Here is a 22472-nt window from a genome sequence, read left to right as displayed (position 1 = left end):
ATACCTATATATGGATATGCATATATAGTTATTTAAAAATAGAATAACGTCAAGCGATCGTGCTCGACTGTAATAAAAGTTTAATATTTGATCAGATTAGGCGCCAGAAAAGGTCTGGCTCCAGCGAACGGCTTCGCCAAGTTCAGACTTAACATCATCCACAGAAAGTCCGAGTTGCTGGGAGAATTGCTCCACGCCTGCCCAATCGGCACGCTCGTAGCATTCCTCAATTGCCAACAACGCGCCGTATTCACCTTGGCGATGCAACAAGGCTTGCTGCACGGAAGGGCTTAAAGGCAGCTGTCCCACTAAAGATTCCACAGACAAATCAAGCATGGCGTCGAGAATCGATAACAAGCCAACCATAAAACCCTGCTCGTTGAGATGCGCAAAAGGTTGATAGCGCGACATAGCTTCGCAGAATTGAGCGCGTTGCAAAGATAAGTTGTACAACTCGCGCGGCTTCTGCCCGGAGATATATGACGCAACCACCAGTGAGACAAACATTTTGAGCTTTTCTTGTCCAAGATAAATCAAAGCTTGGCGGAATGAAGTGATGGTCACTTCTAACGTGGTCGATTGTGTATTCACAAAACGCAGTAACTTGTACGACAACGTGACATCTTGAGTAATGATGTTTTCAATCCGGTCAAAGTCTGGATCGGGGACACACACTTCTCGAAATAGCTTGAGCGCCAACACTTGCTCGGGACTCACGTATTTAGTCTGCATCACTTCAGGCTTGCTGAAGAAGTAGCCTTGGAAGAATTTAAAGCCTGCCTCTTTGGTCGCTTCAAACTCAGCTTCGGTTTCTACTCGCTCAGCTAAGAAATGGTATTTGGTGCGCTTTTTAGTGTGCTTCTTAACTAAGTCGCATGCCTTTTTTAGCCCCATCGCCATGATATCGAGTTTCACGATATGGACATACGGTAAGAAACGACGCCATTCGTCAGTCAACGTGAAGTCATCAAGCGCGATCAAATAGCCTTCACGGTACAGTTCGCGAATGGCTTCAAGCAGCTCATCGGTTGGTTGGCAGGTTTCGAGTACCTCAACCACGATTTTGTTTTTCGGCAAGCTTCTTGGCAGCCGACGCAGCAAACTTTGGTGAGGAAAATTGATGAAGCATCGTGAAGATGCAATCAGAGGATTGGTTCCGACAGAGAGAAAGTTCTCTACTATCAATCGGTATGTCGCCCTGTTTGAATCGATGTGCGCAGGATAGGCATTACTTTCACCATCACGGAACAACAACTCATATCCCAGCGTCTGTCTTTTACGGTTAAAGATTGGCTGGCGGGCGACATATGCGTTTTTCATTCGAAATTATTGTGCTTTTTATAACTTGTTACTTAGCTGCCGCTAATAATGCACCACATCCCATGAACATTGAACCGAATACTTTATTAATTTTGCCCATGATCTTATCTGAGCGAATAAAGCGTCCCATTTGTGCGGCCAAACTGGTGTAGCCCAGCATCACAAACGCGTCAATGGTCACCGTCGTCACGCCCAATACCAACAGCTGAGTTAGTTGGTCTTTCGCTGGATCGATAAATTGTGGAAACAGTGCCACCAAGAATACGATCGATTTCGGGTTAGTCAGGTTGATAAGAATGGCTTTGTACAACAGAGAAGTACCTGACATGGTTTGGTGACTTTCGGTTGCAACCAAGCCGGATGTATCACGCCACTTTTGAATGCCAAGCCACACAAGGTAAGCTGCACCAACCCATTTGATCACAGTAAATGCCGTCGCCGATTGCGCGACTAAAGCACCAATGCCAGCGCCAACTAAAGCAATATGAATTGCCAAACCAATCTGTAAACCAACGATAGCACCCAATGACTTGCGCGTGCCGTAACTCAAACCATTACTGATTGAGTTGACGGTGCCAGATCCCGGAGCCAGACTAAAAACGATTGCAGTTACCACATAGGCTAACCAAACATGGGTATCCATTGCATTTCCTCAATAATTCTTCGATGATACATCGCGTAAACAACGTATCTTCAGGTAATCGACTAATGGCTATTAACCATTCACCTTTGACTTATACTCAAGAGACCTTATTTGAGCAAGCAATAGGTGGTCCGATCGCAGCACTTTGGCAAGAACGCCAAGAAGGCTTTGTAAAAGGGACAGAGAAAAAGAAAATCTACTGGTGCAAACTCACCAATCCCGAACACACCAAAGCCGTACTGATCGTCAACGGTCGCATTGAAGCCTCCTGGAAATACCAAGAACTGTTCTACGACCTATATCGACAAGGTTATGACGTGTATTCGTTTGACCACCGAGGACAAGGTTTATCAGATCGTCTGCTACCAGACTCAGACATGGGTCACGTCTATGACTTTAATGATTATATTGACGATATGGAATTGGTACTGCAGCAACTCAATTTGAGTGGATACCAGCAGCGCTTTGTCATTTCCCACTCGATGGGCGGTGCAATTGCAACACGTTACCTGCAAACTCACCCAGACCACAACTTTGACGGTTTGATTCTGAGTGCTCCGATGTTTGGTATCAACCTTCCTTGGTATCTCAGCCCTATCGCGATTCCAGTCACACAAATCCTTGCAGCGGTTTCCCCGCAACCAAGCTATGCGCCAGGTCATAAGGAATACTACCCAAAGCCGTTTGAAGATAACCCACTTAGCCAAAGCTACGATCGTTATCACTGGTTCCGTGGTTTATACCGCGATAAACCAGAGCTACAAGTGGGCGGTCCAAGCACACGCTGGGTATGGCAAGGCTTGATGGCAGCCAAGCAATGTATTTTGCTGACACGCCAAATTAAAGTTCCGGTTTTATTGGTTCAATCAGGTAACGATCGCATCGTGAGTAACGCCGCGCAGCAACGCTTTATCGATAAGCTAAGTAAGACTAACCCCAATGCCAGCCTAGTTTCTATTGCTGGCGCAGAGCACGAAATCTTGTTTGAAAAAGACCAGTATCGCAACCAAGCACTTGATGCGGTTTTTGCCTTCATGCGTGAGCACAGCCAATAAATCAGATTAAAGAGGAAATACGAGCTCAGCGATTTACCCTCTTTTTCCTCCTTATTTTGGCGTAGACTTCATCATGTTCCCCGCACTCGGAGCAGTACGATCTAGTCAATCTACTGCGCTCCGTGTGCAATCAACCTGTTCTACTCTATCCGAACCGTTTACGAGGGCTTCATGAGCACATCGCTACCTTGCAAAGAGATCACTAAAATCGTTGCCTCAGATCTGGATGGCACTTTACTCGCACCAAACCACCAGCTAAGCGCTTACTCGAAAGAGACGCTCAAAGCGCTGCATGAACAAGGCTACACATTTGTCTTTGCAACGGGTCGCCACCACGTAGACGTCGCAAGCATTCGTCGCACGGTAGGTATTCCGGCTTATATGATTACTTCGAACGGAGCACGTGTGCACGACCAGAATGATCAAGAGATGTACAGCCAGAACGTACCTGAAGATTTGGTTCAACCAGTGATCGACACGATCAAAACGGATCCTGAAATACTTATCCACATGTATCAAAACGACGACTGGTTGTTGAACAAAGATGACGATGAGTTACGCGAATTCCATGAAGAGTTCACTTATAAGTTGTACGATCAAGACAACGCACCAACTGATGGCATTGCGAAAATCTTCTTCACTCACCCAGCAAAAGATCACGACCATCTTGTGACCTTCGAAACTAAGTTACGTGAGCAATTTGGCGATCGACTAAACATCGCATTCTCAACACCTTGGTGTTTGGAAGTGATGAGCGCTGGTGTGTCTAAAGGTGATGCGTTGAAGGCAGTCGCGGAGTCTATTGGGCTAACATTGGAAAACACCATCGCCTTTGGTGATGGCATGAACGACGTAGAAATGCTATCTATGGCGGGTAAAGGATTGGTGATGGGCACATCTCACGAGAAAGTGATGAAAGCACTACCAAACAATGAAGTAATCGGCAGCAACGTCGACGATGCGGTTGCACACTACCTACAAGATCATCTGCTATAACCTGTATTGGCTATCAACAACGGGTTATCGGCAAAATCACAAAGGGCTGCACTATGCAGCCCTTTTCTTTTATCGCTGACTCGGCAACTTCTCTTTGCCGAGGATTGCTTGCCACTCTTCTTCGCTCACAGGCATGATCGATAAGCGATTGCCGCGTTTCACCAATGGCATGTTTTCTAGTTCTGGCATCGCCTTCATGACCGACAACGGAATCAAGCGTTCAGTCTTACGCACAAACTCAATATCCACCATAATCCAACGCGGATTTTCTGGGTCGGATTTCGGGTCGTAATAATCGCTCTCAAGGTCAAACTGGAAGTGATCGGGATACGCTTCACGGGTCACTTTGGCAATACCAGCCACACCCACGTTCTTGCAAGAGGAATGGTAAATCAGCACCAAATCACCCAATTTGACTTGGTCACGCATCATATTACGCGCCTGATAATTACGAACTCCCTCCCAACATGAAACCTTTTGGGTTCGAAGCGTGTCAATAGAAAAGGTATCTGGTTCTGTTTTAAATAACCAATATGCCATAATGCCATCCGATGCAGATTAAGTAATGAGGAAGATATAACATGAAGGCTTTGAAAAACCCAGTGGCATTAGCCACACTGCTGGTCCTGCAAGCATGTAGCATGCAACCGCAGCAGTCCGATGCAGACACCCCAACCACTCCGCCTGCATCCTTAGATAAGCCGGAAACCATCTTACCTCAAACCTTTATGCTGCGTGGTGAAGTAGTGATTGGGCATGAAAGCCAGTACATCACACCTTGTGGCAGCGACAAACAATACTGGCTGCAACTGTCACCGCAACAAATCCAACGTGCAGTAGCCATCACCAATGAACCTTATCAAACCATGTATGGTGAAGTGATTGGTCATCTCAACCCGCCGGGCATCGACGGTTTCTCTGCAGATTTCGATGCTAACTTTGTGGTTGAGCAGGTGAACTTCCTCACCACAGAAAATCCGCATCGCTGCAAACAAACCAGTAAACCCACTCGCGTATTTGGTAATGAACCTTCGTGGGCTGCCAACTTTGAAGGCAATACGCTCAAGTTCCAGCAAATGAGCAAGTCGACACAAACACTCGAGATTAAAAGCAGCAAACTGCAACCTCGTCAGCGTACTTACCAGTTGGATGACGGTGAACTGCGCATGACCGAGAACTTGTGTTCAGACACCATGAGCAACTCTCTCTACGGCTGGAAAGCAACACTAGAGCATGGCGATAAAACCTATCAAGGCTGTGGTATGACAGCCAACGTAGATTCAACATTAGAATGGGTGAACACTTACGTCGCGACGTCGACCCAGTCACAAGGCTTCGAAGTGCAAATGACACTCAACAGCGACCACAGTGCCATCACCAAATACAGCTATTCAGACGGACAACCGCCATTGGTTGAACGCGGCTACTGGCAACAATTGAGTCCATCGCAAGTCCAAGTATTGATGACTCATCACCAGCAACAACGCTTAATGACTGAGCGCCTATTCACTCGCGAAGGCAACCAGCTGAAAGCAGTCAAAGAGAAAGTGGGCAATTTGGTTTATCCCATTGCCGATGGCGGTTTAGTGCTATACCCAGCAACAGTGCGTAACTCTGGCACAGAACAACCAGCAGCCGAGCGCAACAGCGATCCAATTGGTGCAGCTGATGTGCCATCCAGTGCCGAATTTAATTCAAAAGTGGATGCGGCGGTGCGAAACTACTTTTTCATTAATCAAACCAACCCAAGCAATAACCAATACCGTTGGCTGACCTATGATCTGAATGGCGATGGTGATGAAGAATTACTGGTGCAACTTGATTGGTGTGGCTCTGGCGGCTGTACTCTACTCATCTTCGAAAACTACGAGAAAGAGTGGCGCTTCAACAGCCGTATGACGCTAGTGCAAAGCCCAATTATGCTTGGTCAACAAACCTCACACGGCTGGCGTGACCTGATTTTCAATGTCAGCGGCGGTGGTGCAACACCGGGACAACACGTGATGCAATACACAGGCGTAAGTTACCCAATCAACCCAAGCTTGGCACCAAAAGCGAGCAAAGAACAAGTCAGCGGCGTGCGTCTGTTCTCAGATGGTATCAGCCCTGTTCGTGATGGAGTGCGCTTGTAATGGCGCAGCCTTGTCCACATTGTGGCTTCCAGTTCAACTGCATCTGTTCCCTGCTGCCGAAGTTAAGCAGTGAACACTCGCTGATGCTGTTAATGCACCCTAATGAACTGACTCGCGATACCAACACTGGCAAACTGCTCGCCCAGTGCCAACTGAATATCACCCAAGTCGTTTGGGACCGAAAAACGCCACCAGCAGAGTTGTTAGAAACGCTAGCGAATCCAAGCCTGCTGCCAGTACTGCTATTCCCAAGTGAAGAGAGCCTGACGCTTGAACAAGTGCAACAGCAAAGTAACGAGCAAAGCAGACGACCGCTGTACATCATTCTTGATGCAACTTGGCAAGAGGCGCGCAAGATGATCAATAAAAGCCGATGGCTAGAAGGTATCGCGATGATGGGCTTAACCACTCAAGTCGATTCTCAGTATCAACTGCGTCGCAACCAACAAGAAGGTAACCTATGTACCTTTGAAGTAGCTGCGCAATTGCTCGGACAACTTGGTGAAGAGCAAAACCAGCAACAAATGTTAGCGTTCTTCAAGCAATACCTTCCTCGTTTCCAAGCCGAGAAAAGTGGTCACGAGCTCAAAGCCTAACATTCTTAAGAATCAAAAAAACGCAGCTCTAACGCTGCGTTTTTTATTGGATGCTGTTTCACGTGAAACAAAACTTTGGAGCTCTTAAGCTCAATTAGAGCAAAGCCACATTAAAACAAGCGTGTCGGTTCACCCAAATAATAACCTTGCAGATAGTCCACCCCCATGTCCTGAGCAATGTCGCACACCTCTTTGTTGTGCACGAACTCCGCGACAGTCTTAGCGTTAAACACCTGACACAAACGCACCAACTGCGAGGCAATCTTGCGCTGCTTTTGGTCTTTGTCGATATAGCGAATCAAACTGCCATCGAGCTTAATCACTTCTGGCTCTAACTTGAGGATCTCATCAATATTGGAGTAACCCGAACCAAAATCATCCACAATGATGCGTGCACCTAGGCTTCTAAAGTGACTGCACACCTCAATCATTCGCCCGTAGTCTTTGATTTGCTCCGACTCCAAGACTTCTAAACCAATCCGTCTTGGGTCGTTCAGCTGAGTAATAGCATGTTCAAGCAACATCAAGGTTTTATCGCTGAGTAAATCCTGAGGTGACAAATTAATTGAGAAGTCGCCTTGTTTGTCCTTCATGTAATTCAACGTGGAACGGATCATGTGACGGCTCAAACGCGTGTACAAATGCGTATCAGAAATGATAGGTAAGAAACGCCCCGGCGCAATGATGCTGCCATCCTCTTCCATGATGCGCACCAAACACTCTTGGCTCGCGGGACGATGGTTGTAAGCGTGCACAATTGGCTGACTGTAGGTAATGATGTTCTGCTTGAGAATGGCGCGGCTCACACAGCTCAACCAACCCAACTGCTCTTTTCGCACATCTTCATTGACCTCAATGTCTTTGGCATTACAGATATGAGTATTACTTCGCACCCCTGCTCTTCGCGCTTCAATGCCTTTGAGGAGCAATTCATCCGGCGATGCGGTTGGAAAATCACGACGGCTAACTAAGCCACCGCACAATGAAATCGAAAGGTAATCAATGTCTCGTAAGCCACTTGGTTCAAAGTTGGTTTGCTCAACCGCATCAGCAAAGCGAGTAAAGTGTTGCTTAATCATTTCACTGCTTCCATCAGCTTTGAATAAGAACGCCCACTCACCGACACCAATGCTATAAAGTTGCAGCGCGGCAGGTTTACCAAGCCGTTTACGCAGGCGATTACTAAAGTGCATCGACAAGTCTTTCAGCAGTTGGTCGCCAACGCGATAACCGTACTTTTCGTTGATATGGCTAAAGTTAAGCAGCTTGAGCGTCAGTAAATGCTCATCGGTATCAATGCTGATCAAGCGCTCTTGCAACGCAACGCGATTTTGTAATCCTGTACGACTATCTCGGCGGAAGCTCTGTTCTAGCTTTTTCGCTTGGCGATCGAGTTGATAGCCCATGTGAGCATTCATGTTGTTGAGATCGCCAATCGCATTGCGGATCAGGCTAAACAAGGGAGAGATAGAAGTGCTCACTTCTTGCTGTGGCATGTTAAGCGCAGTAACTTCATCCCCTTCACGCATCGCCAAGTAAGTCAGGCTATGGTGCAGAATTTCTTGTTGGTGATTCTCCCCGTACAACTCACCCATGCAGTAACTGCCCGACGTGTGGGAAATGTCCGTGAAGGCGCGAACTTCATCACTGCTATCAATAAAATCAAGTCGCGATGCGCAGTTATAAATCATCACTGCTTCAGGTTGATGCATGGAAAGCTCCACCACCCCATGGCGAACTTGCTCAAGCGTTAACGAAGGATGGTTGTAACAGAACTGAACTTCATCACCCAAACACCAAGGACGGTCGAAGCTCATGCTGCCGTCGGGATGGATTTCCGTCACGGCACACACCTCTTTTCGCCCAATGGATTCTCGATAAAGTGGGAAATTCAGCAGTTGATTGAGCGATAGGTCGTGCCCGTCAGCAAGGTAATGTTGGTACACTTCCAACGCTTTACGCTCGCCCAAGCGATACAAGCGCGTCCCTTTGGCGTGAGTAACCTTATGCGGCATACCAATCGGGTTCCACTCAGAATACGCGCTCGTCCATGTTTTCAAAGTATTGCTGTGCAAGGCAACCGCGACAACCGCTTCATCATAAACTTGGTCTTGATGCAGAACCCAACAACCGTCATCGATGGTTTGAGCCAAACCGCCAGAAACCTTCGGACCGTCGGCATCAAATACGCGATACACCGGATAATCACGGCGTTCGATTTGGACAGAAAAGCTAATAATGGCTTTGGAGTTATCTTGCAGTTGTAAAGCTTGCTTGAGATCGTAGCCATCGATATCTGGCGAGAAGGAATAATGCTGAACCGCAGACGTGAGCGTGGTTTGTTCAAACTCCATCACACACACTAAGCAGCCATGGTTGATGATCTCACCTTCCAAGATAACGTGACGGGTGCTGTGACCGATGATGTGCGTGTTGGGTAATCTTTCGAGTATTGCCCGAGCGAGCGAGGCAGCGGAATCGCGTGATTGGGTGGATAGGAGTTGCACCAGATAAAGTTTATCTGCACAACACTGAGAAGTGACTAAAAAGTCATTAAGCTGATCCACATTTTGAACCAGTTGAGAGAATGCTCGCATTTACCCTACCACTGCCGTCATCAAGCCACACCACATGAAAGTGGTTTTATTATTTTACTTTGATGAGAGTAATTTACGTGGCTTTAGACGGCTTTTCTAGAGTCAGAATGAAGATTGAATGGATTAATGCGAAAGTGATTACAAAAGCGCGAGTAACGACTGCAAGTTATTGATTTCAATGTCAGGTAACGTTCGCGTTTTTGCCTGAGTAATGACATTTTTATTCATGTCATTAAACCAGCATGCGGCAAAACTCGCGAGTTTTGCACCTTGAACATCCGTCACCAGATGATCGCCGACATGAAGAATGTGCTCACTAGGCAAATCCAGAAACTGCTGCGCTTTGGTGAACATATCCGGCGCAGGTTTCGCGCTGCCATCCGGTCCTGCTTTCAGCACTTGCTGGAAATAAGGCGTAAGACCAATTCGATCTAAATCCACATTACCGTTAGTGATTGCTACCAGCGGGATTTCTTGCCCGAGTTCAGCAAGTACATCGAGGCTTTGCTGTGGTACTTCAAAACGGTTACGCCAGTCTAAAGCAACCTCGACTGCGGCTTGTGCAGCGGTATGCGCCGCTTCGTTATCGTATCCAACTTGAGAGAAGGCTTGCTTAAGTTGTACTAAGCGCCACAAAGTGACGTCACTCTTCAGCTCAGGTTGTTGCTGCACGACACGTTGCTTGAGTGCAAACCAATCGGCTTTATCCATGTGAGCGACCGCCGGATGATGGAGTTTAAGCCAAGATAACAACTCACGCTCCATACGAACTATCACTGGATAGTTATCATAGAGGGTGTCATCAAGGTCAAACGTCATCGCCTTTACAGGCGCAATACGGCGGTAGAATTTCATGAGACTCCTTGGTTAGTCCGACTTATCGTCGTTTCTCTTACGGGCTCTTGGATGCGCCTGATCATAAGCTTGCGCTAAATGTTGGAAATCCAAGTGGGTGTAGATTTGGGTAGTGGAAATGTTTTCGTGCCCCAATAGCTCTTGCACCGCACGTAAGTTATTGCTCGATTCCAACATGTGCGTCGCAAACGAGTGACGCAGTTTGTGCGGGCTGATATGGCTCGCTACCGACTGTTTCTGCCCCCACTCCGCCATACGCTTTTGCACACTGCGATGTGAGATTCGTGTACCCAGCTTAGAAACAAACAGTGCAGGTTCACCCGGCGCGGCTAGATCACCACGCACACGCAGCCACTTGCCAACCCATTCGGTTGCCATACCAGAGAATGGCACTTTACGTTCTTTATCGCCTTTACCAATCACTCGTAGTTCGCCACTGCGTTGCTGAACATCACGCACATCGACGCTCACCAGTTCTGCCAAACGCAGACCAGCGCCGTACATCAGCTCCATCATGGCACGATCGCGTACCGCTAACGGGTCGTCCTCGTTCACTTCGAGCAATTGGTTTACTTCATCCACATCGAGGTTCTTTGGTAGTGGACGTTTCTTACGTGGCGCCGAAACCCCTTTGGCTGGGTTAGCTGACATTTCTCCACGTAGGATCAGGAAATCGAAAAAGCTGCGTAGAGAAGATAAGCGCGTCGCTAAGCTGCTGGCTTTCATGCCTTCACGCATGCCTTTACCTGCCAATTGACGAACCCAACCAGCATCGACTTGAGACCAATCTTTCAACCCCATCTCAGCCAAGTGGTGAGCCATGGTTTCCAATTGTTGTTTGTAGTTGCGTTGGGTGTGCAGGCTAAGCCCCTTTTCGCTTCGCAGGAATTCGTAGAAGCGTTCAAGAGGCTTTTGAAGACTATTTGGCAGAGGAGTGTTGGGAGTTGTCGTCATCGTGACTTTGCCATACCAATGTTTGAGCGAGATGTGCCACTACTAAGGATAGGTGACGCAAAAACAAGGTATCCATATCTGGTTGGAAATGACCGCCATCTTCGCTAGAAAACGCCAGTACGCCAAGCGTCTGTTTTTTCACAAGCGGTAACACCACATAGGAACCCATTTCTGGAACGTCCATATCTCCAAACAACGCTTCGCGATCCACTTTACGCAGACGACCTAAGTACGCCTCTTTGCCGTTTAAGTGGTTGGTAGCAAAACGTTGGTAGCTTTCCTTACTCAATTGAGTCGCAGCATCACACTGGCTCAATAGACGCACATACGCCTTCAAGCCAAGGTCTTTGGCTTTCAGTTCAATGGCGTTGATGACTTGCTTAAAGTCGCCGCACTTAAGGATTTGTCCTTGCAGATCCATGAACTCGTAAAAGGTGCGATCATTGTTCGCCGCTAAAGACATCAGTGTGGTGATCTCTTCTTCTAGCTCTTCAATTCGTTGACGTTGGCGGTTCATTTGAATGTGAACTAACGAGACCGTGCCTAAATCTGCATGAGGCATAGAAAGGCGATCAACCAATTCTGGGCGTTGAACGAAGAAGTCAGGATGATCTTTTAAATACTGAGCAACGACTTCTGCGGTCAGCGCATCCGCTTCAACTTCTGGGATTTGGTTTTCTTGTTCTTCAACTAGCACGACAATTGACCATCAAATACGTGAGTTGCTGGACCGGTCATAAACAATGGTTTGCCTGGACCTTGCCAAGATATGCGTAGGTCACCACCAGGAAGTGAAACTTTCACGTTTTCATCCAATAGACCCTGCAGGATGCCCACCGCAACTGCGCCACAGGCACCGCTGCCGCAAGCTTGTGTTTCACCCGCACCACGCTCATACACGCGTAGGCGGATGTGATTGCGATTCACAACTTGCATAAAGCCCGCGTTCACACGCTCAGGGAAGCGTTCGTGTGATTCTAATAGCGGTCCGAGTGTTTCCACTTCTGCCGTATCCACATCGTCGACCACAGTCACCACGTGCGGGTTACCCATGCTCACTGCGCCACAGAACAGGGTCTTATCGCCTGCACGCATGATGTAGGTTTTCTCTTTCTGCTTCGCTTTGAAAGGGATCTTGTTCGGCTCGAATTCAGGTACGCCCATGTTCACCGTGACTTCACCATCATCTTCAACATCAAGAATCATCTTACCTTTCTTGGTGCTAACGCTGATGCTGTACCTATTCGTCAAACCTTTCAAACGGACGAAACGCGCGAAACAGCGAGCGCCATTACCACACTGCTCAACTTCACTACCATCGGCATTAAAAATGCGGTAGTGGAAATCGGTTTCTGGATCATAAGGCGCTTCAACCACGAGCAATTGGTCAAAACCGACGCCCGTGTGACGATCCGCCAAACGACGGATCAAATCTTGCGAGAAAAACACGTTCTGGGTAATGCAGTCGACGACCATAAAGTCGTTGCCCAAACCGTGCATTTTGGAAAAGTGGAAATGCATTTGTTGTGTGTTACTCCGGTAGAATCTGTTCCAGCTGCCACAAACTGGTCAGCTCCTCACGCTGGCGAACAAGGTGGCTTTGGTTGCCATCCACCATCACTTCCGCCGCTCGGGTACGAGTATTGTAGTTCGAAGACATCACAAAACCATAGGCGCCAGCAGAGCGAACCGCGAGTAGATCACCTTCTTGCAGTACTAGTGCTCGATCTTTGCCCAAGAAATCGCCCGTTTCACAGATAGGTCCGACTAAATCGTAAGTCTGTGCTTCACCTTCGCGTGGTGAAACTGGGACAATATCTTGCCATGCTTGATACAGCGCAGGACGCATTAAGTCGTTCATCGCCGCATCGATAATCGCAAAGTTTTTGTGCTCAGTGTGTTTTAGGAATTCCACACGCGTCAACAAGATACCAGCGTTAGCTGCAATTGCACGACCTGGTTCGAAAATCAATTCAAGATCTTGATGGTTCTCAAGACGACCTAACAGTGCTTTCGCGTAATCAGAAGGCTGTGGTGGCAATTCATCACGATATACCACACCCAGACCACCACCAACGTCCAGATGACGGATGTTGATGCCTTGTGCTTTCAGATCATCAATCAGAGCCAAGAGGCGATCTGTCGCGTCGATGAACGGTTCAATCTCAGTCAACTGAGAACCAATGTGGCAGTCGATACCTTGCACGTTGAGATTTGGTAGGCTCTGAGCAAATTTATATACTGCCGGAGCACGGTCAAAAGCGATACCAAACTTGTTGTCGCGCAGACCAGTCGAGATATAAGGGTGTGTTTTTGCGTCTACGTCAGGGTTAATTCGTAGAGAAATCGGTGCAACCACACCTAACTCACCTGCGACTTTGTTCAAGCGCTCAAGTTCAGGTTCTGATTCCACGTTGAAGCATTTGATGCCCAGCTCCAGTGCGCGTTTCATCTCTGCTGGCGTTTTACCAACACCCGAGAACACCACCTTCTTCGCATCACCGCCAGCCGCGATAACGCGTTCAAGCTCACCACCCGATACAATATCGAAACCTGAACCCAAACGAGCCAGTGCATTCAATACGCCAAGGTTAGAGTTTGCTTTTACTGCGTAACAAACAAGATGAGGATGCTGACCCACAGCGCTATCAAACGCATTCCAGTGACGCTCTAGCGTTGCTCGTGAGTAAACATAAAGAGGAGTGCCATGTTGCTCGGCGAGAGCTTGGAGTGAGACGTCTTCGGCCCAAAGCTGGCCATCATCCTGATAGTTGAAGTAATCCAAAATTTGCTTCCCTTAATTAATTCGACTGCTAAACCCTGTTTTCACCCGAAGGTGTGGCTGATTATTGTGACTGCTCGTTTTGTTGAGCGTCATCTGGGATATAAAGTGAACCTGATTGACCACAACCAGCAAGGGTCGCTGCAACCATCACAAACAACACAGTAAGTAATTTTTTCATTTTGCATATCGTGATTATTAAACCAATGCCCCCTATAATCGCACCACACTCAGGAAAAGCAATAGGATAGACGGATGAACGATACTGAATTTCATCAACTGGTGGATGCGCAGATGCAACTCATCGAAGAATCCATCGATGATTCAGGTGCAGACATTGATTACGAAGTCACTGGCAACGTAATGACATTAGAGTTTGAAGACCGCAGCCAAATCATCATTAACCGCCAAGAGCCAATGCATGAGATCTGGTTAGCATCGAAGTCTGGTGGCTTCCACTTTAAGCTAGTCGATAACAAATGGACTTGCTCTAAAACGGGCATGGAACTGTTTGCAATGGTGAAAGAAGAATGTGAAAAACACGCTGGTGAAACGATCGATTGGGCATAAGCCAAATGGGTCTTCGTGGCGACCAGTCACCTAAACGACAAAAGAGCACCAAGGTGCTCTTTTTTGTTGTTCGTTTTACGCATTTACCGCTTTGGTTGGGCGAGTCGGCGTACAGCCATCATTGCGGTAAGGGATAATGTAGGTATTCCCTTCTTCCGGATGAATAATTTGGTAGTACTGCGGCAAGTTAAAGTTAATAAACTTCGACGATACACGACTGTCGTCTTTCACCGAGGTGTAGAAGCTGTTCACTGACGCAATCATTTCATCTTTAGAGCCACTGAATTGATGGTAAACCTCAACTTGGTTTGACTCATCCAATACATAGATATTGAAACCATCGTCAGTATCTTCAAAGAAGAACTGCACCAAACCTTCACTGGCAAAGCCATCCACTACTTCTGGTAGTTGGTACTCTTGTTCACGATCCAGCATCAACAGCGGTGAACCTTTCAGCTTGTTGGTTGAAATGCTGCGGTAGAAATCGACCGAGTTTTCTAGCTTCTGAACCGATACACCACGACGCTCAAAGAACAGACCGTAAGTTTGGTTAGCGAGACGCATGGCTTTAAAGCGACGGCGTTTCTCTTGCTCAACCGGCTTCAAACGTAAGTCGATACACTCTGCCAATAGCTGATACACCATATTGCGCATCACGCCACGCATGTTCTTCGCGTAGCAGAATACATCCACCGACTCTGGCGGAATCGCATCTTGGTGCATTTTGCCAAGAATGGTCTTCAATGCATCCAACATCGCGGTTTCACCTTTGAAGTGCAGGGTACGCACTTCGTGCCATGAGTTGCGATAAACCAAATCGACACTGCCGACCAAGTTAATTTGCTCAGGGCCAAAGCTGAAGATATCGGTGTTTTTCACATCCACTTTGAGTGAGCGACCAGACAACTCTGCCGTCGGGTCATTTTCAAAGTTGATGAACATCGCCATCTGACTAATTTCACACGGGCTACCCAGCGCTTGCATGGTTGGGCGACGTTTACGTAACGAGAAGGTGTTACGTAGGTCACTCACCATTTGGTAGAACTTATCGATGTCTAACTGCGCCTCACGAACAACGGCATGCAGGCGAGTAGATTCCGTAATCAAACCGTTGAAGAACGCCCAAGAAACCAACTTACTCAAGTACTCATGATGCTCAAGACAAGGCTGACCAAGAATGCGGTGCGCAATCAGTGGTTGCTTGTACAAGTACCAACCTGATTTGTTCACCCCACCCTCTTTTACTTCAATGAAGCTCAAGTCGGGTTCGTGCAAATCTGGCGAGATCTGAGGGTTAAGCAAAGTAACTTTACCCGGCAGCACTTCGAATGCCGCGTACAGCTTACGAGCAAGAATACTGATGTCTTGCGGGCTGATCGCTGAAGTAATGTCGTTACGACGCGCAAACTGAATCAAGTTACGGTAGCTTTGCATCAAAGCATCCAACAGTGCATGGTGCACCACTTTCACTTGTTCTACTTTCCAGTTACGGCGATCGTCGAGCTCTGCCAATACCACTTCATCCCAATCCCATTTCGCAATCATGTCGCTCAAGGCTTCACGACGCCAAGCTACAGAGCCTACATCAGGTTCACGAGACAGTTTTTCATGGGTTTTAAGGTAGAAACAGCGACGAACTAAATCCAAACGTGTGTCGTCTTGGATTCGCTCTAGGTAACGCGTTACTTTCTCTAGCATCAAGTAGTACGCATCCATGCCGTACAAGTCAGGCTCGTGGGCAAAGAAGCGACGTTTGGTGTCGATACTGAGAAGTTGTGTGTGCGGGTATTCCCACGAGTAAGCTTCAAGCAAGATCGCTTTCAACACGGATTTGTAAGGGGAATCGATACTCTTGTACAGCTGCCACAAGTTCGAGCCGAAATACTCTTCAGCAGGAATGCGGTTAAGCTGACCAAAGTTGATCCACTCATCACAGTTGATGTAGCCATCTTTACAAAGCTGTGCAACGTACTCGTCGTAACACTCTTCCATTTCTGGTGGCACGATTTGCCACAACAAACGCTGTCCTGCCAGACGAACAGCAGAACGGTAGAATTCATCCAGCAGTAATAGATGCTGAGAAGAACCACAGTTATCGCCGGTCATCTCTTCAGAACGGTTGCTACGAAAACGCTCTTCATCCATTAAGAAGAAGTTCGCTTCTACACCTTGGCTTTGTGCCCAATCGGTGATCAGCAAGCATTTGTTGGTCAGCAGTTCACGTTGGTCGTTATCCATCTCCGGTGAGATACACACCCAAATATCCAAATCACTTGAAGTACTTTGACCAATAGAAGAGGTACTGCCCATGGTATACAAACCTAAGATCGCAGGTTGCTCTGCTGTCTTAAGCGGTTGACCGATTGTCAGTTGGGTATCATCAAGGAATTGTTGCTGGAGATCGTTCAGCTCTAGACCAAACACACCATAAGGTACGTCTGCATCGTAGTAGCCGGGAATAACAGGATGGTTGTAGTTCAACAAGGCAGGAATCAAGTGGAAGACTTGCTGGCTTTGCGAATCCATAAGCGCCAGCGCACGGTCGATCCGTTGCTGGTTCAGGTTATCTAATCGCTGAATAAGTTTTTGGGTGTAAGCCTGCAAGGGAAGTTCCTTGGTTGAACAATCACGAAAATCTGCTGATGTTTTAAACCAAAATGGTGTAAAAACGTGATCAATTTAACACTTTCATCAGGGTTGGTAAAGATTTCCACCCGCAAATAGTTGTGGTCTGAAAACCCCACACTAGTCGCAAAAATCGATAGCGCAGTAGTGTCGCTTGTATTCACCTATAACTAATAATAGTCCTTAGCCTAAATGAGAATCCAGTCACACTATTTTCATAACGTCATGTAATTCGATTCATGACACCAAGAGAAGCCTAACTAACATTAAGACTTTCACGCGTTGAGTGGTAGGATTAGGCAAAACTAAAACAGCATTGAGAAGACCATGACACAATCTACGCCAATTCGCATTGCAACTCGAAAAAGCCCTCTTGCCCTATGGCAAGCTCACTATGTAAAAGACGCACTTCAAGCCGCTCATCCAGGTCTGGAAGTTGAGCTGGTTACTATGGTGACCAAAGGCGACATCATTTTGGATACACCGCTAGCTAAAGTCGGTGGTAAAGGCTTGTTTGTGAAAGAGCTAGAAGTGGCAATGCTCGAAGGTCGTGCAGACCTTGCGGTGCACTCAATGAAAGATGTACCTGTAGACTTCCCTGAAGGTCTTGGTTTGGTGACGATTTGTGAACGTGAAGACCCACGTGATGCATTCGTTTCTAACACTTACAACAACATTGATGAACTGCCACAAGGCGCAGTTGTAGGTACTTGTAGCCTGCGTCGTCAGTGTCAGTTAAAAGAATACCGCCCAGACCTAGTTATCAAAGAGCTGCGTGGCAACGTAGGTACTCGTCTAGGTAAGCTAGATGCAGGTGAATACGATGCAATCATTCTTGCTGCTGCAGGTCTGAAACGCCTTGAGCTAGAAGAGCGCATCCGTAGCTTTATCGAACCAGAGCAATCACTGCCAGCAGTAGGTCAAGGCGCGGTGGGTATTGAGTGTCGTGTGGATGACGAGCGTCTACTTAAACTGCTTGAGCCACTAAACCACCAAGATACGGCAGACCGCGTAAGATGTGAGCGCGCGATGAACCTCACCCTTGAAGGCGGCTGTCAGGTACCTATCGGCAGTTACTCACTGCTTGATGGTGACAACATCTGGCTACGCGCACTGGTTGGTGAACCAGACGGCAGCCTAATTGTGCGTGGTGAAATTCGTGGTCACCGCAACGATGCCGAAGCACTCGGTGTTCAACTGGCTAACGAGCTACTTGAAAACGGGGCGCGCGACATCCTAACCAAACTGTACGCAGACCACGAATAATCATGGCAGTGTTGGTCACTCGTCCGGGGGAGCAAGGCATGGCGCTTTGCTCTCTGCTCGAAAGGCACGGCAAAACTGCAATTCATCATCCTCTGATCGACATCGTCGCCGATCTCAGCGACACACAACTCTCCAAATACATTGAAACCGCTCAAATCATCATTGCTGTTAGCCAACATGCGGTGCAATGCGCAGAGCAAATCTTGCAGAACCACGCTAAATCATGGTCTAAGCAGGCTGTATACCTTGCCGTTGGTCAAAAAACAGCACACTATTTGAGCAAATGTACCCAACAGAAAGTACACTATCCACAAGTCAGTGATAGTGAGCACTTGTTGCAGCTTCCCGAGCTAAACAATGTAGAAAAACAAACAGTTCTGATCCTTCGTGGCAACGGTGGTAGAGAGCTGATAAAAGATGCATTGGTGAGACGTGGAGCAAAAGTTCACTATAGTGAGACTTATAAGAGAGAATTTATCCCATTCGATCCAGTAAGCTGTGTCTCACTATGGAAAACCCAACAAATCGACCAGATTATCGTCACCAGTGGTGAACAACTGGATTATTTGTGCAGCCAATTGACGTCAGAGCAATTGACTTGGCTTAATCAACAAGAGTTGTATATCCCCAGTCAGCGAATCGCTGACATCGCAATTCAACGGGGCTTCACTCAGGTCAGATGCACAGGAAGCGCATCCAACCAAGAATTACTGGCTGCTCTCCAGCCCTAGCTACACAGGATATAGGCATGACAAGTAAAAATAACGACCAAAAGAATAACGATAAAAACCTTTCCGAAGAAACTACATCGGCACCGCTAGCTGAAAAAGACACGCCTAAGAAGGAATCTGAGCCAAGTAAGGCAGAATCAAAGCCTGTTGAGCCAACCAAACCAGAACAACCAAACAAAGTTGAATTTGAAGAGAAGCAAGGCAAACGCGGCGTCAAGCTGGGTACTGTCGCTATCGTCTTATCACTGATTTTTGGTGGCGGTCTCACTTACAAAATGCTTGAGCAGCAATCTGAATACCAAACTCAGATCGCTCAACTGCAAAGCCAACTGGAACAAGCTCAATCAGCAATGAAGCAAGAGCTTAGCCAAGTAAAAGAAGAAACTATTGAAAAAGCGACCACTGTCACTCACAAAGCAGAAGTGGTACTGGGTCAGCAACAAAAGAGCATTGAAAGCCTGCAACTGGCTGTCGCTGATGTAAAAGGTCGTCGTCCAAACGACTGGCTACTGGCAGAAGCTGACTACCTAGTAAAACTGGCAGGTCGTAAATTGTTCCTAGAGCACGACGTAGAAAGTGCTACTCAATTGATGGAAAGCGCGGACCAACGTATCGCAGCACTGAACGACCCAAGCTTGGTCGGTCTGCGTAAAGCCATGGCAAATGACATTACTAAGCTGCGTGTTGTTCCTTTGGTAGACCGTGATGGCTTGGTATTGCGCCTCACTGCCCTACAGCAGCAAGTCGACAAACTGCCACTTGCGAATGCTTTGCTACCAGAAGCGGCAGCGGTAGAGAAGCAACAAGTGTCTGAAGACATTGCAAACTGGCAAGATAACCTGATGACGTCATTAAAAGACTTCTCAGAAAACTTCATCACCTTCCGCACTCGTGACGGCAACGTAATCCCTCTATTGTCACCACAACAACACTTCTACTTGAAAGAAAACATCAAAGCGAAGTTAGAGACGGCAATCAAAGCGGTTTACCAAGAGCAAGGTGAAATCTACACCACCTCTTTAGAGACAGCAGACAAATGGGCAATGGCATTCTTCAACCAAGACGATAACTCGGTGAAAGAATTCAACAAAACACTGAGCCAACTGAGCAAGCAAGACATTCAAGTTGAATACCCTGCGAAGCTAGAAAGCCAAAACCAACTCTCTGACGTGATTCGGGAGCGCCTACGTCGTGAAGTGACCACAATGACAGGTACGGAGGATAAGTAATGGTTCGTCTTATTTTCCTATTTGTTGTTCTTGGTGCCGGCTTATTTGTTGGCACTCAATTCTCAGGTCAGCAAGGTTATGTCCTGATCTCTATTGCCAACAAAACCATTGAGATGAGTGTAACCACCTTAGTGATCTTCGTGATTGCGACCTTGGCGGCACTGTTCTTCTTAGAATACGTGGTCAAGAAAGTGGTTTACGCAAGCTCAAGCACATGGAATTACTTTAGCGTGCGCAAAATGCGTCGCTCTCGTCGCTACACCAACGAAGGCATCATCAAGCTACTTGAAGGTGACTGGAAAGGCGCAGAGAAGAAAGTAACACGCTGGGCAAACCACCACGACATGCCTCTTCTGTGTTACTTAGTGGCTTCTGAAGCTGCGCAAGGTCAAGGTGACAAAGCGAAGCGTGACCAGTACCTAGAACTGGCAAGCCAGCAAGAAAACGCGCACCTAGCGGTAGAGTTGACTCGCGCGAAACAGTTCATTCGTGATAACGAATTCGAATCTGCATTCGATACTCTGCAAGCGCTGAAAGGTCAGTACGCAAATAACTCAATTGTTCTTAACCTGCTAAAGACCACTTACATGCAGCTTAAGCTGTGGCAACCGCTGATCGATCTGATGCCTCAGCTAAGTAAAGCCAAACTAGTTACGGAAGAAGAGCAAGCGGAGCTGGTTCAGAAAGCACAATGCGGCTTGCTACACGAAGTGGCTCAGCAGCAAGGCAGCGAAGGTCTTATCTCACACTGGAACGGTTTGCCACGTAAGGTAAAACAAGACGCTCATTTGATCGGTTGTTTTGCTCACGAGCTCATCTCACGTAAAGCAGATAACGAGGCATTCACAGTAATCAAAGAAGCACTGAAGAAGAGCCCAACACCAGAGCTGTACCAGTTACTGCCAGAGCTAAACTTACCGGATAGCCACCCAGTCATCGTATTCTTGGAAGGTGTCTTGAAGCGTGAACCAGAAAACGCAGCGGCGCAAAGTGCATTAGCGCACTTCTTCTTCCGCCAAGAAAAATGGCAAGAAGCGCAAGAGCACTTCGAGGTTGCGCTAAAACTTCGTTCAGACGTTTCTGACTATGCTTACCTAGCAGACACACTAGAGAAGCAAAACCTAACAAAAGCGGCTCACGAGGTCTCTCGTAAAGCGCTAACGCTAGTTCAAAACAACTAAACGACCCAGAAAGCAGAAAGCCGACAGATTACTGTCGGCTTTTTTATTGCCTGCAATTCTTCATGCCCTATCATCGTACGACTGACTCCCCCAAGAGCAGAGTTCTCTCTACTGACTGCACCTGATTAGAAATAATCATCAAAGCTTATGTCGTTCATTCCAAGCTGCTCTTCTTCGTGTCACTAAGAACCACGTGAAGCAACCGCGATCACTTTCTGCAAGACATAGCGACTGGTTTTAAATGGTTAGGAGGGAAAACCTCCTTCAGAACACAGTAAAGCGTAGTGATGGCCAAAGAAGTAACTAGGAGTAATATTATGCACTTATTCGATGTGAGAGCCCCATACAGCGCTTGGGTAACGTTTGTTGTAAAAGCTAAAGCAAAGTCATATTCATCATCAGAGGAGGCTCAGAAGCGCTAATACACATTGAATGCTGCTGCGAGTAGAAACGCTCTTTTGCTGATGCAATAGAGATAGGAATGGCAAGGAGAAAGCTCAATCACTTTCTCTGGAGGACAGTTTCTATAACCCTACGAGGCGAAGATGGCAGAAAGCCTCAAGGTACGCGTAGCACAAGACTTCTCAATAGACGAAGAGTAAAGGCGCTTAGTTTGGAGCGTGTTCGGTTGGGAGGTTGATTCAGACGCCTCAAAGCTACTTTCCAAGAATCAGAAACGACAAAAGCCCGTTGTTTTCTCAACAGGCTTTCTTTGTAGTGACTGAGTTCGAGGACGACTAATCCTAAGTCGCGACTGACTTGAGATTTGATGCAAATCCCGTCTAATTCTCAAACGTCAGAAATGAAAAAAGCCTCGCTATTTCTAGCGAGGCTTCTTAATAGTGGCGGAGAGATAGGGATTTGAACCCTAGATACGCTATTAACGTATGCCGGTTTTCAAGACCGGTGCTTTCAACCACTCAGCCATCTCTCCACAAAT

The 22472-nt window shown here is 47.3% G+C and carries 20 protein-coding genes and 1 tRNA gene; 9 read left to right on the top strand and 12 right to left on the bottom strand.

The window, feature by feature from the left end:
* Nucleotides 1–96: 96 nt before the first annotated feature.
* Together MHO32_RS20195 and rhtB are read right to left on the bottom strand one after the other, a co-directional pair.
* Nucleotides 97–1320 (bottom strand): EAL and HDOD domain-containing protein, encoded by a 1224-nt coding sequence (locus MHO32_RS20195; RefSeq protein WP_005452018.1) that lies wholly within the window; start codon nucleotides 1318–1320, stop codon nucleotides 97–99.
* Between the two features lie 28 nt (nucleotides 1321–1348).
* Complete coding sequence (rhtB, locus tag MHO32_RS20190) at nucleotides 1349–1963, bottom strand: homoserine/homoserine lactone efflux protein (RefSeq protein WP_005452019.1); 615 nt, start codon at nucleotides 1961–1963, stop codon at nucleotides 1349–1351.
* A 65-nt stretch (nucleotides 1964–2028) separates the two neighbouring features.
* Here rhtB and MHO32_RS20185 point away from each other — a divergent pair, with 65 nt between their 5' ends.
* Entirely contained in the window at nucleotides 2029–3018 is a 990-nt protein-coding gene (locus MHO32_RS20185; RefSeq protein WP_005452020.1) for an alpha/beta fold hydrolase, read from the top strand.
* 171 nt (nucleotides 3019–3189) lie between these two features.
* A complete protein-coding gene (locus tag MHO32_RS20180; RefSeq protein ID WP_050907157.1) occupies nucleotides 3190–4014 on the top strand; it encodes a Cof-type HAD-IIB family hydrolase in 825 nt (274 codons plus the stop codon).
* A gap of 69 nt (nucleotides 4015–4083) precedes the next feature.
* On the opposite strand, the gene MHO32_RS20175 is transcribed toward MHO32_RS20180, so the two are convergent.
* Entirely contained in the window at nucleotides 4084–4554 is a 471-nt protein-coding gene (locus MHO32_RS20175; RefSeq protein WP_005452022.1) for an EVE domain-containing protein, read from the bottom strand.
* A gap of 41 nt (nucleotides 4555–4595) precedes the next feature.
* On the opposite strand from MHO32_RS20175, the gene MHO32_RS20170 reads away from it, so the two are divergent.
* Entirely contained in the window at nucleotides 4596–6146 is a 1551-nt protein-coding gene (locus MHO32_RS20170; RefSeq protein WP_239213656.1) for a COG3650 family protein, read from the top strand.
* A complete protein-coding gene (locus MHO32_RS20165; protein ID WP_239213654.1) occupies nucleotides 6146–6742 on the top strand; it encodes a tRNA-uridine aminocarboxypropyltransferase in 597 nt (198 codons plus the stop codon). Before MHO32_RS20170 ends, MHO32_RS20165 begins: the two co-directional genes overlap by 1 nt.
* 110 nt (nucleotides 6743–6852) lie before the next feature.
* Here the strand turns inward: MHO32_RS20165 and MHO32_RS20160 are convergent, their stop codons facing one another.
* The 7 genes from MHO32_RS20160 to lptM form a co-directional block, all read right to left on the bottom strand.
* Nucleotides 6853–9339, bottom strand: a complete 2487-nt coding sequence (locus MHO32_RS20160) for a bifunctional diguanylate cyclase/phosphodiesterase (protein ID WP_239213651.1) — start codon at nucleotides 9337–9339, stop codon at nucleotides 6853–6855.
* Nucleotides 9340–9477: 138 nt separating this feature from the next.
* Nucleotides 9478–10194, bottom strand: coding sequence for a 5-amino-6-(5-phospho-D-ribitylamino)uracil phosphatase YigB (yigB, locus tag MHO32_RS20155; RefSeq protein WP_005430399.1), 717 nt, complete (start codon nucleotides 10192–10194; stop codon nucleotides 9478–9480).
* Nucleotides 10195–10206: 12 nt separating this feature from the next.
* Entirely contained in the window at nucleotides 10207–11148 is a 942-nt protein-coding gene (xerC, locus tag MHO32_RS20150; RefSeq protein WP_239213649.1) for a tyrosine recombinase XerC, read from the bottom strand.
* Nucleotides 11114–11818, bottom strand: coding sequence for a DUF484 family protein (locus MHO32_RS20145; protein WP_033001370.1), 705 nt, complete (start codon nucleotides 11816–11818; stop codon nucleotides 11114–11116). The genes xerC and MHO32_RS20145 overlap by 35 nt, the downstream gene beginning before the upstream one ends.
* Nucleotides 11819–11838: 20 nt before the next feature.
* Nucleotides 11839–12669, bottom strand: coding sequence for a diaminopimelate epimerase (gene dapF, locus MHO32_RS20140; RefSeq protein WP_012126593.1), 831 nt, complete (start codon nucleotides 12667–12669; stop codon nucleotides 11839–11841).
* Between the two features lie 10 nt (nucleotides 12670–12679).
* Nucleotides 12680–13933 (bottom strand): diaminopimelate decarboxylase, encoded by a 1254-nt coding sequence (gene lysA, locus MHO32_RS20135; protein ID WP_005452029.1) that lies wholly within the window; start codon nucleotides 13931–13933, stop codon nucleotides 12680–12682.
* Nucleotides 13934–13994: 61 nt separating this feature from the next.
* Nucleotides 13995–14111 (bottom strand): LPS translocon maturation chaperone LptM, encoded by a 117-nt coding sequence (lptM, locus tag MHO32_RS25905; RefSeq protein WP_005533626.1) that lies wholly within the window; start codon nucleotides 14109–14111, stop codon nucleotides 13995–13997.
* Nucleotides 14112–14185: 74 nt separating this feature from the next.
* Between lptM and cyaY the strand changes: the two genes are divergently transcribed.
* Nucleotides 14186–14500: an iron donor protein CyaY gene (gene cyaY / locus MHO32_RS20125; protein WP_005430390.1), complete on the top strand. Its 315-nt coding sequence runs from the start codon at nucleotides 14186–14188 to the stop codon at nucleotides 14498–14500.
* A 75-nt stretch (nucleotides 14501–14575) separates the two neighbouring features.
* On the opposite strand, the gene MHO32_RS20120 is transcribed toward cyaY, so the two are convergent.
* Complete coding sequence (locus MHO32_RS20120; RefSeq protein ID WP_005452031.1) at nucleotides 14576–17104, bottom strand: class I adenylate cyclase; 2529 nt, start codon at nucleotides 17102–17104, stop codon at nucleotides 14576–14578.
* 348 nt (nucleotides 17105–17452) lie between these two features.
* On the opposite strand from MHO32_RS20120, the gene hemC reads away from it, so the two are divergent.
* From hemC to MHO32_RS20100, 4 genes are read left to right on the top strand one after another with little or no spacing between them, the layout of a single operon-like run.
* Nucleotides 17453–18391 carry a hydroxymethylbilane synthase gene (gene hemC, locus MHO32_RS20115; RefSeq protein WP_005438556.1) on the top strand — a complete coding sequence of 313 codons (939 nt, stop codon included), beginning with the start codon at nucleotides 17453–17455 and terminating at the stop codon, nucleotides 18389–18391.
* A 2-nt stretch (nucleotides 18392–18393) separates the two neighbouring features.
* Entirely contained in the window at nucleotides 18394–19122 is a 729-nt protein-coding gene (locus MHO32_RS20110; protein WP_038890547.1) for a uroporphyrinogen-III synthase, read from the top strand.
* A gap of 17 nt (nucleotides 19123–19139) precedes the next feature.
* Entirely contained in the window at nucleotides 19140–20351 is a 1212-nt protein-coding gene (locus tag MHO32_RS20105) for a uroporphyrinogen-III C-methyltransferase (protein ID WP_239213638.1), read from the top strand.
* Entirely contained in the window at nucleotides 20351–21532 is a 1182-nt protein-coding gene (locus tag MHO32_RS20100; protein ID WP_239213636.1) for a heme biosynthesis protein HemY, read from the top strand. The genes MHO32_RS20105 and MHO32_RS20100 overlap by 1 nt, the downstream gene beginning before the upstream one ends.
* A gap of 843 nt (nucleotides 21533–22375) precedes the next feature.
* On the opposite strand, the gene MHO32_RS20095 is transcribed toward MHO32_RS20100, so the two are convergent.
* Nucleotides 22376–22466 (bottom strand) — tRNA-Ser (locus MHO32_RS20095).
* Between the last annotated feature and the right edge of the window lie 6 nt (nucleotides 22467–22472).

Source organism: Vibrio sp. MMH1-50, from assembly GCF_022347645.1.
Classification (GTDB): Bacteria; Pseudomonadota; Gammaproteobacteria; order Enterobacterales; family Vibrionaceae; genus Vibrio; species Vibrio harveyi.
The sequence above is the reverse complement of the archived record's forward strand: the minus strand, read 5'-3'. Positions and strand labels throughout refer to the sequence as shown.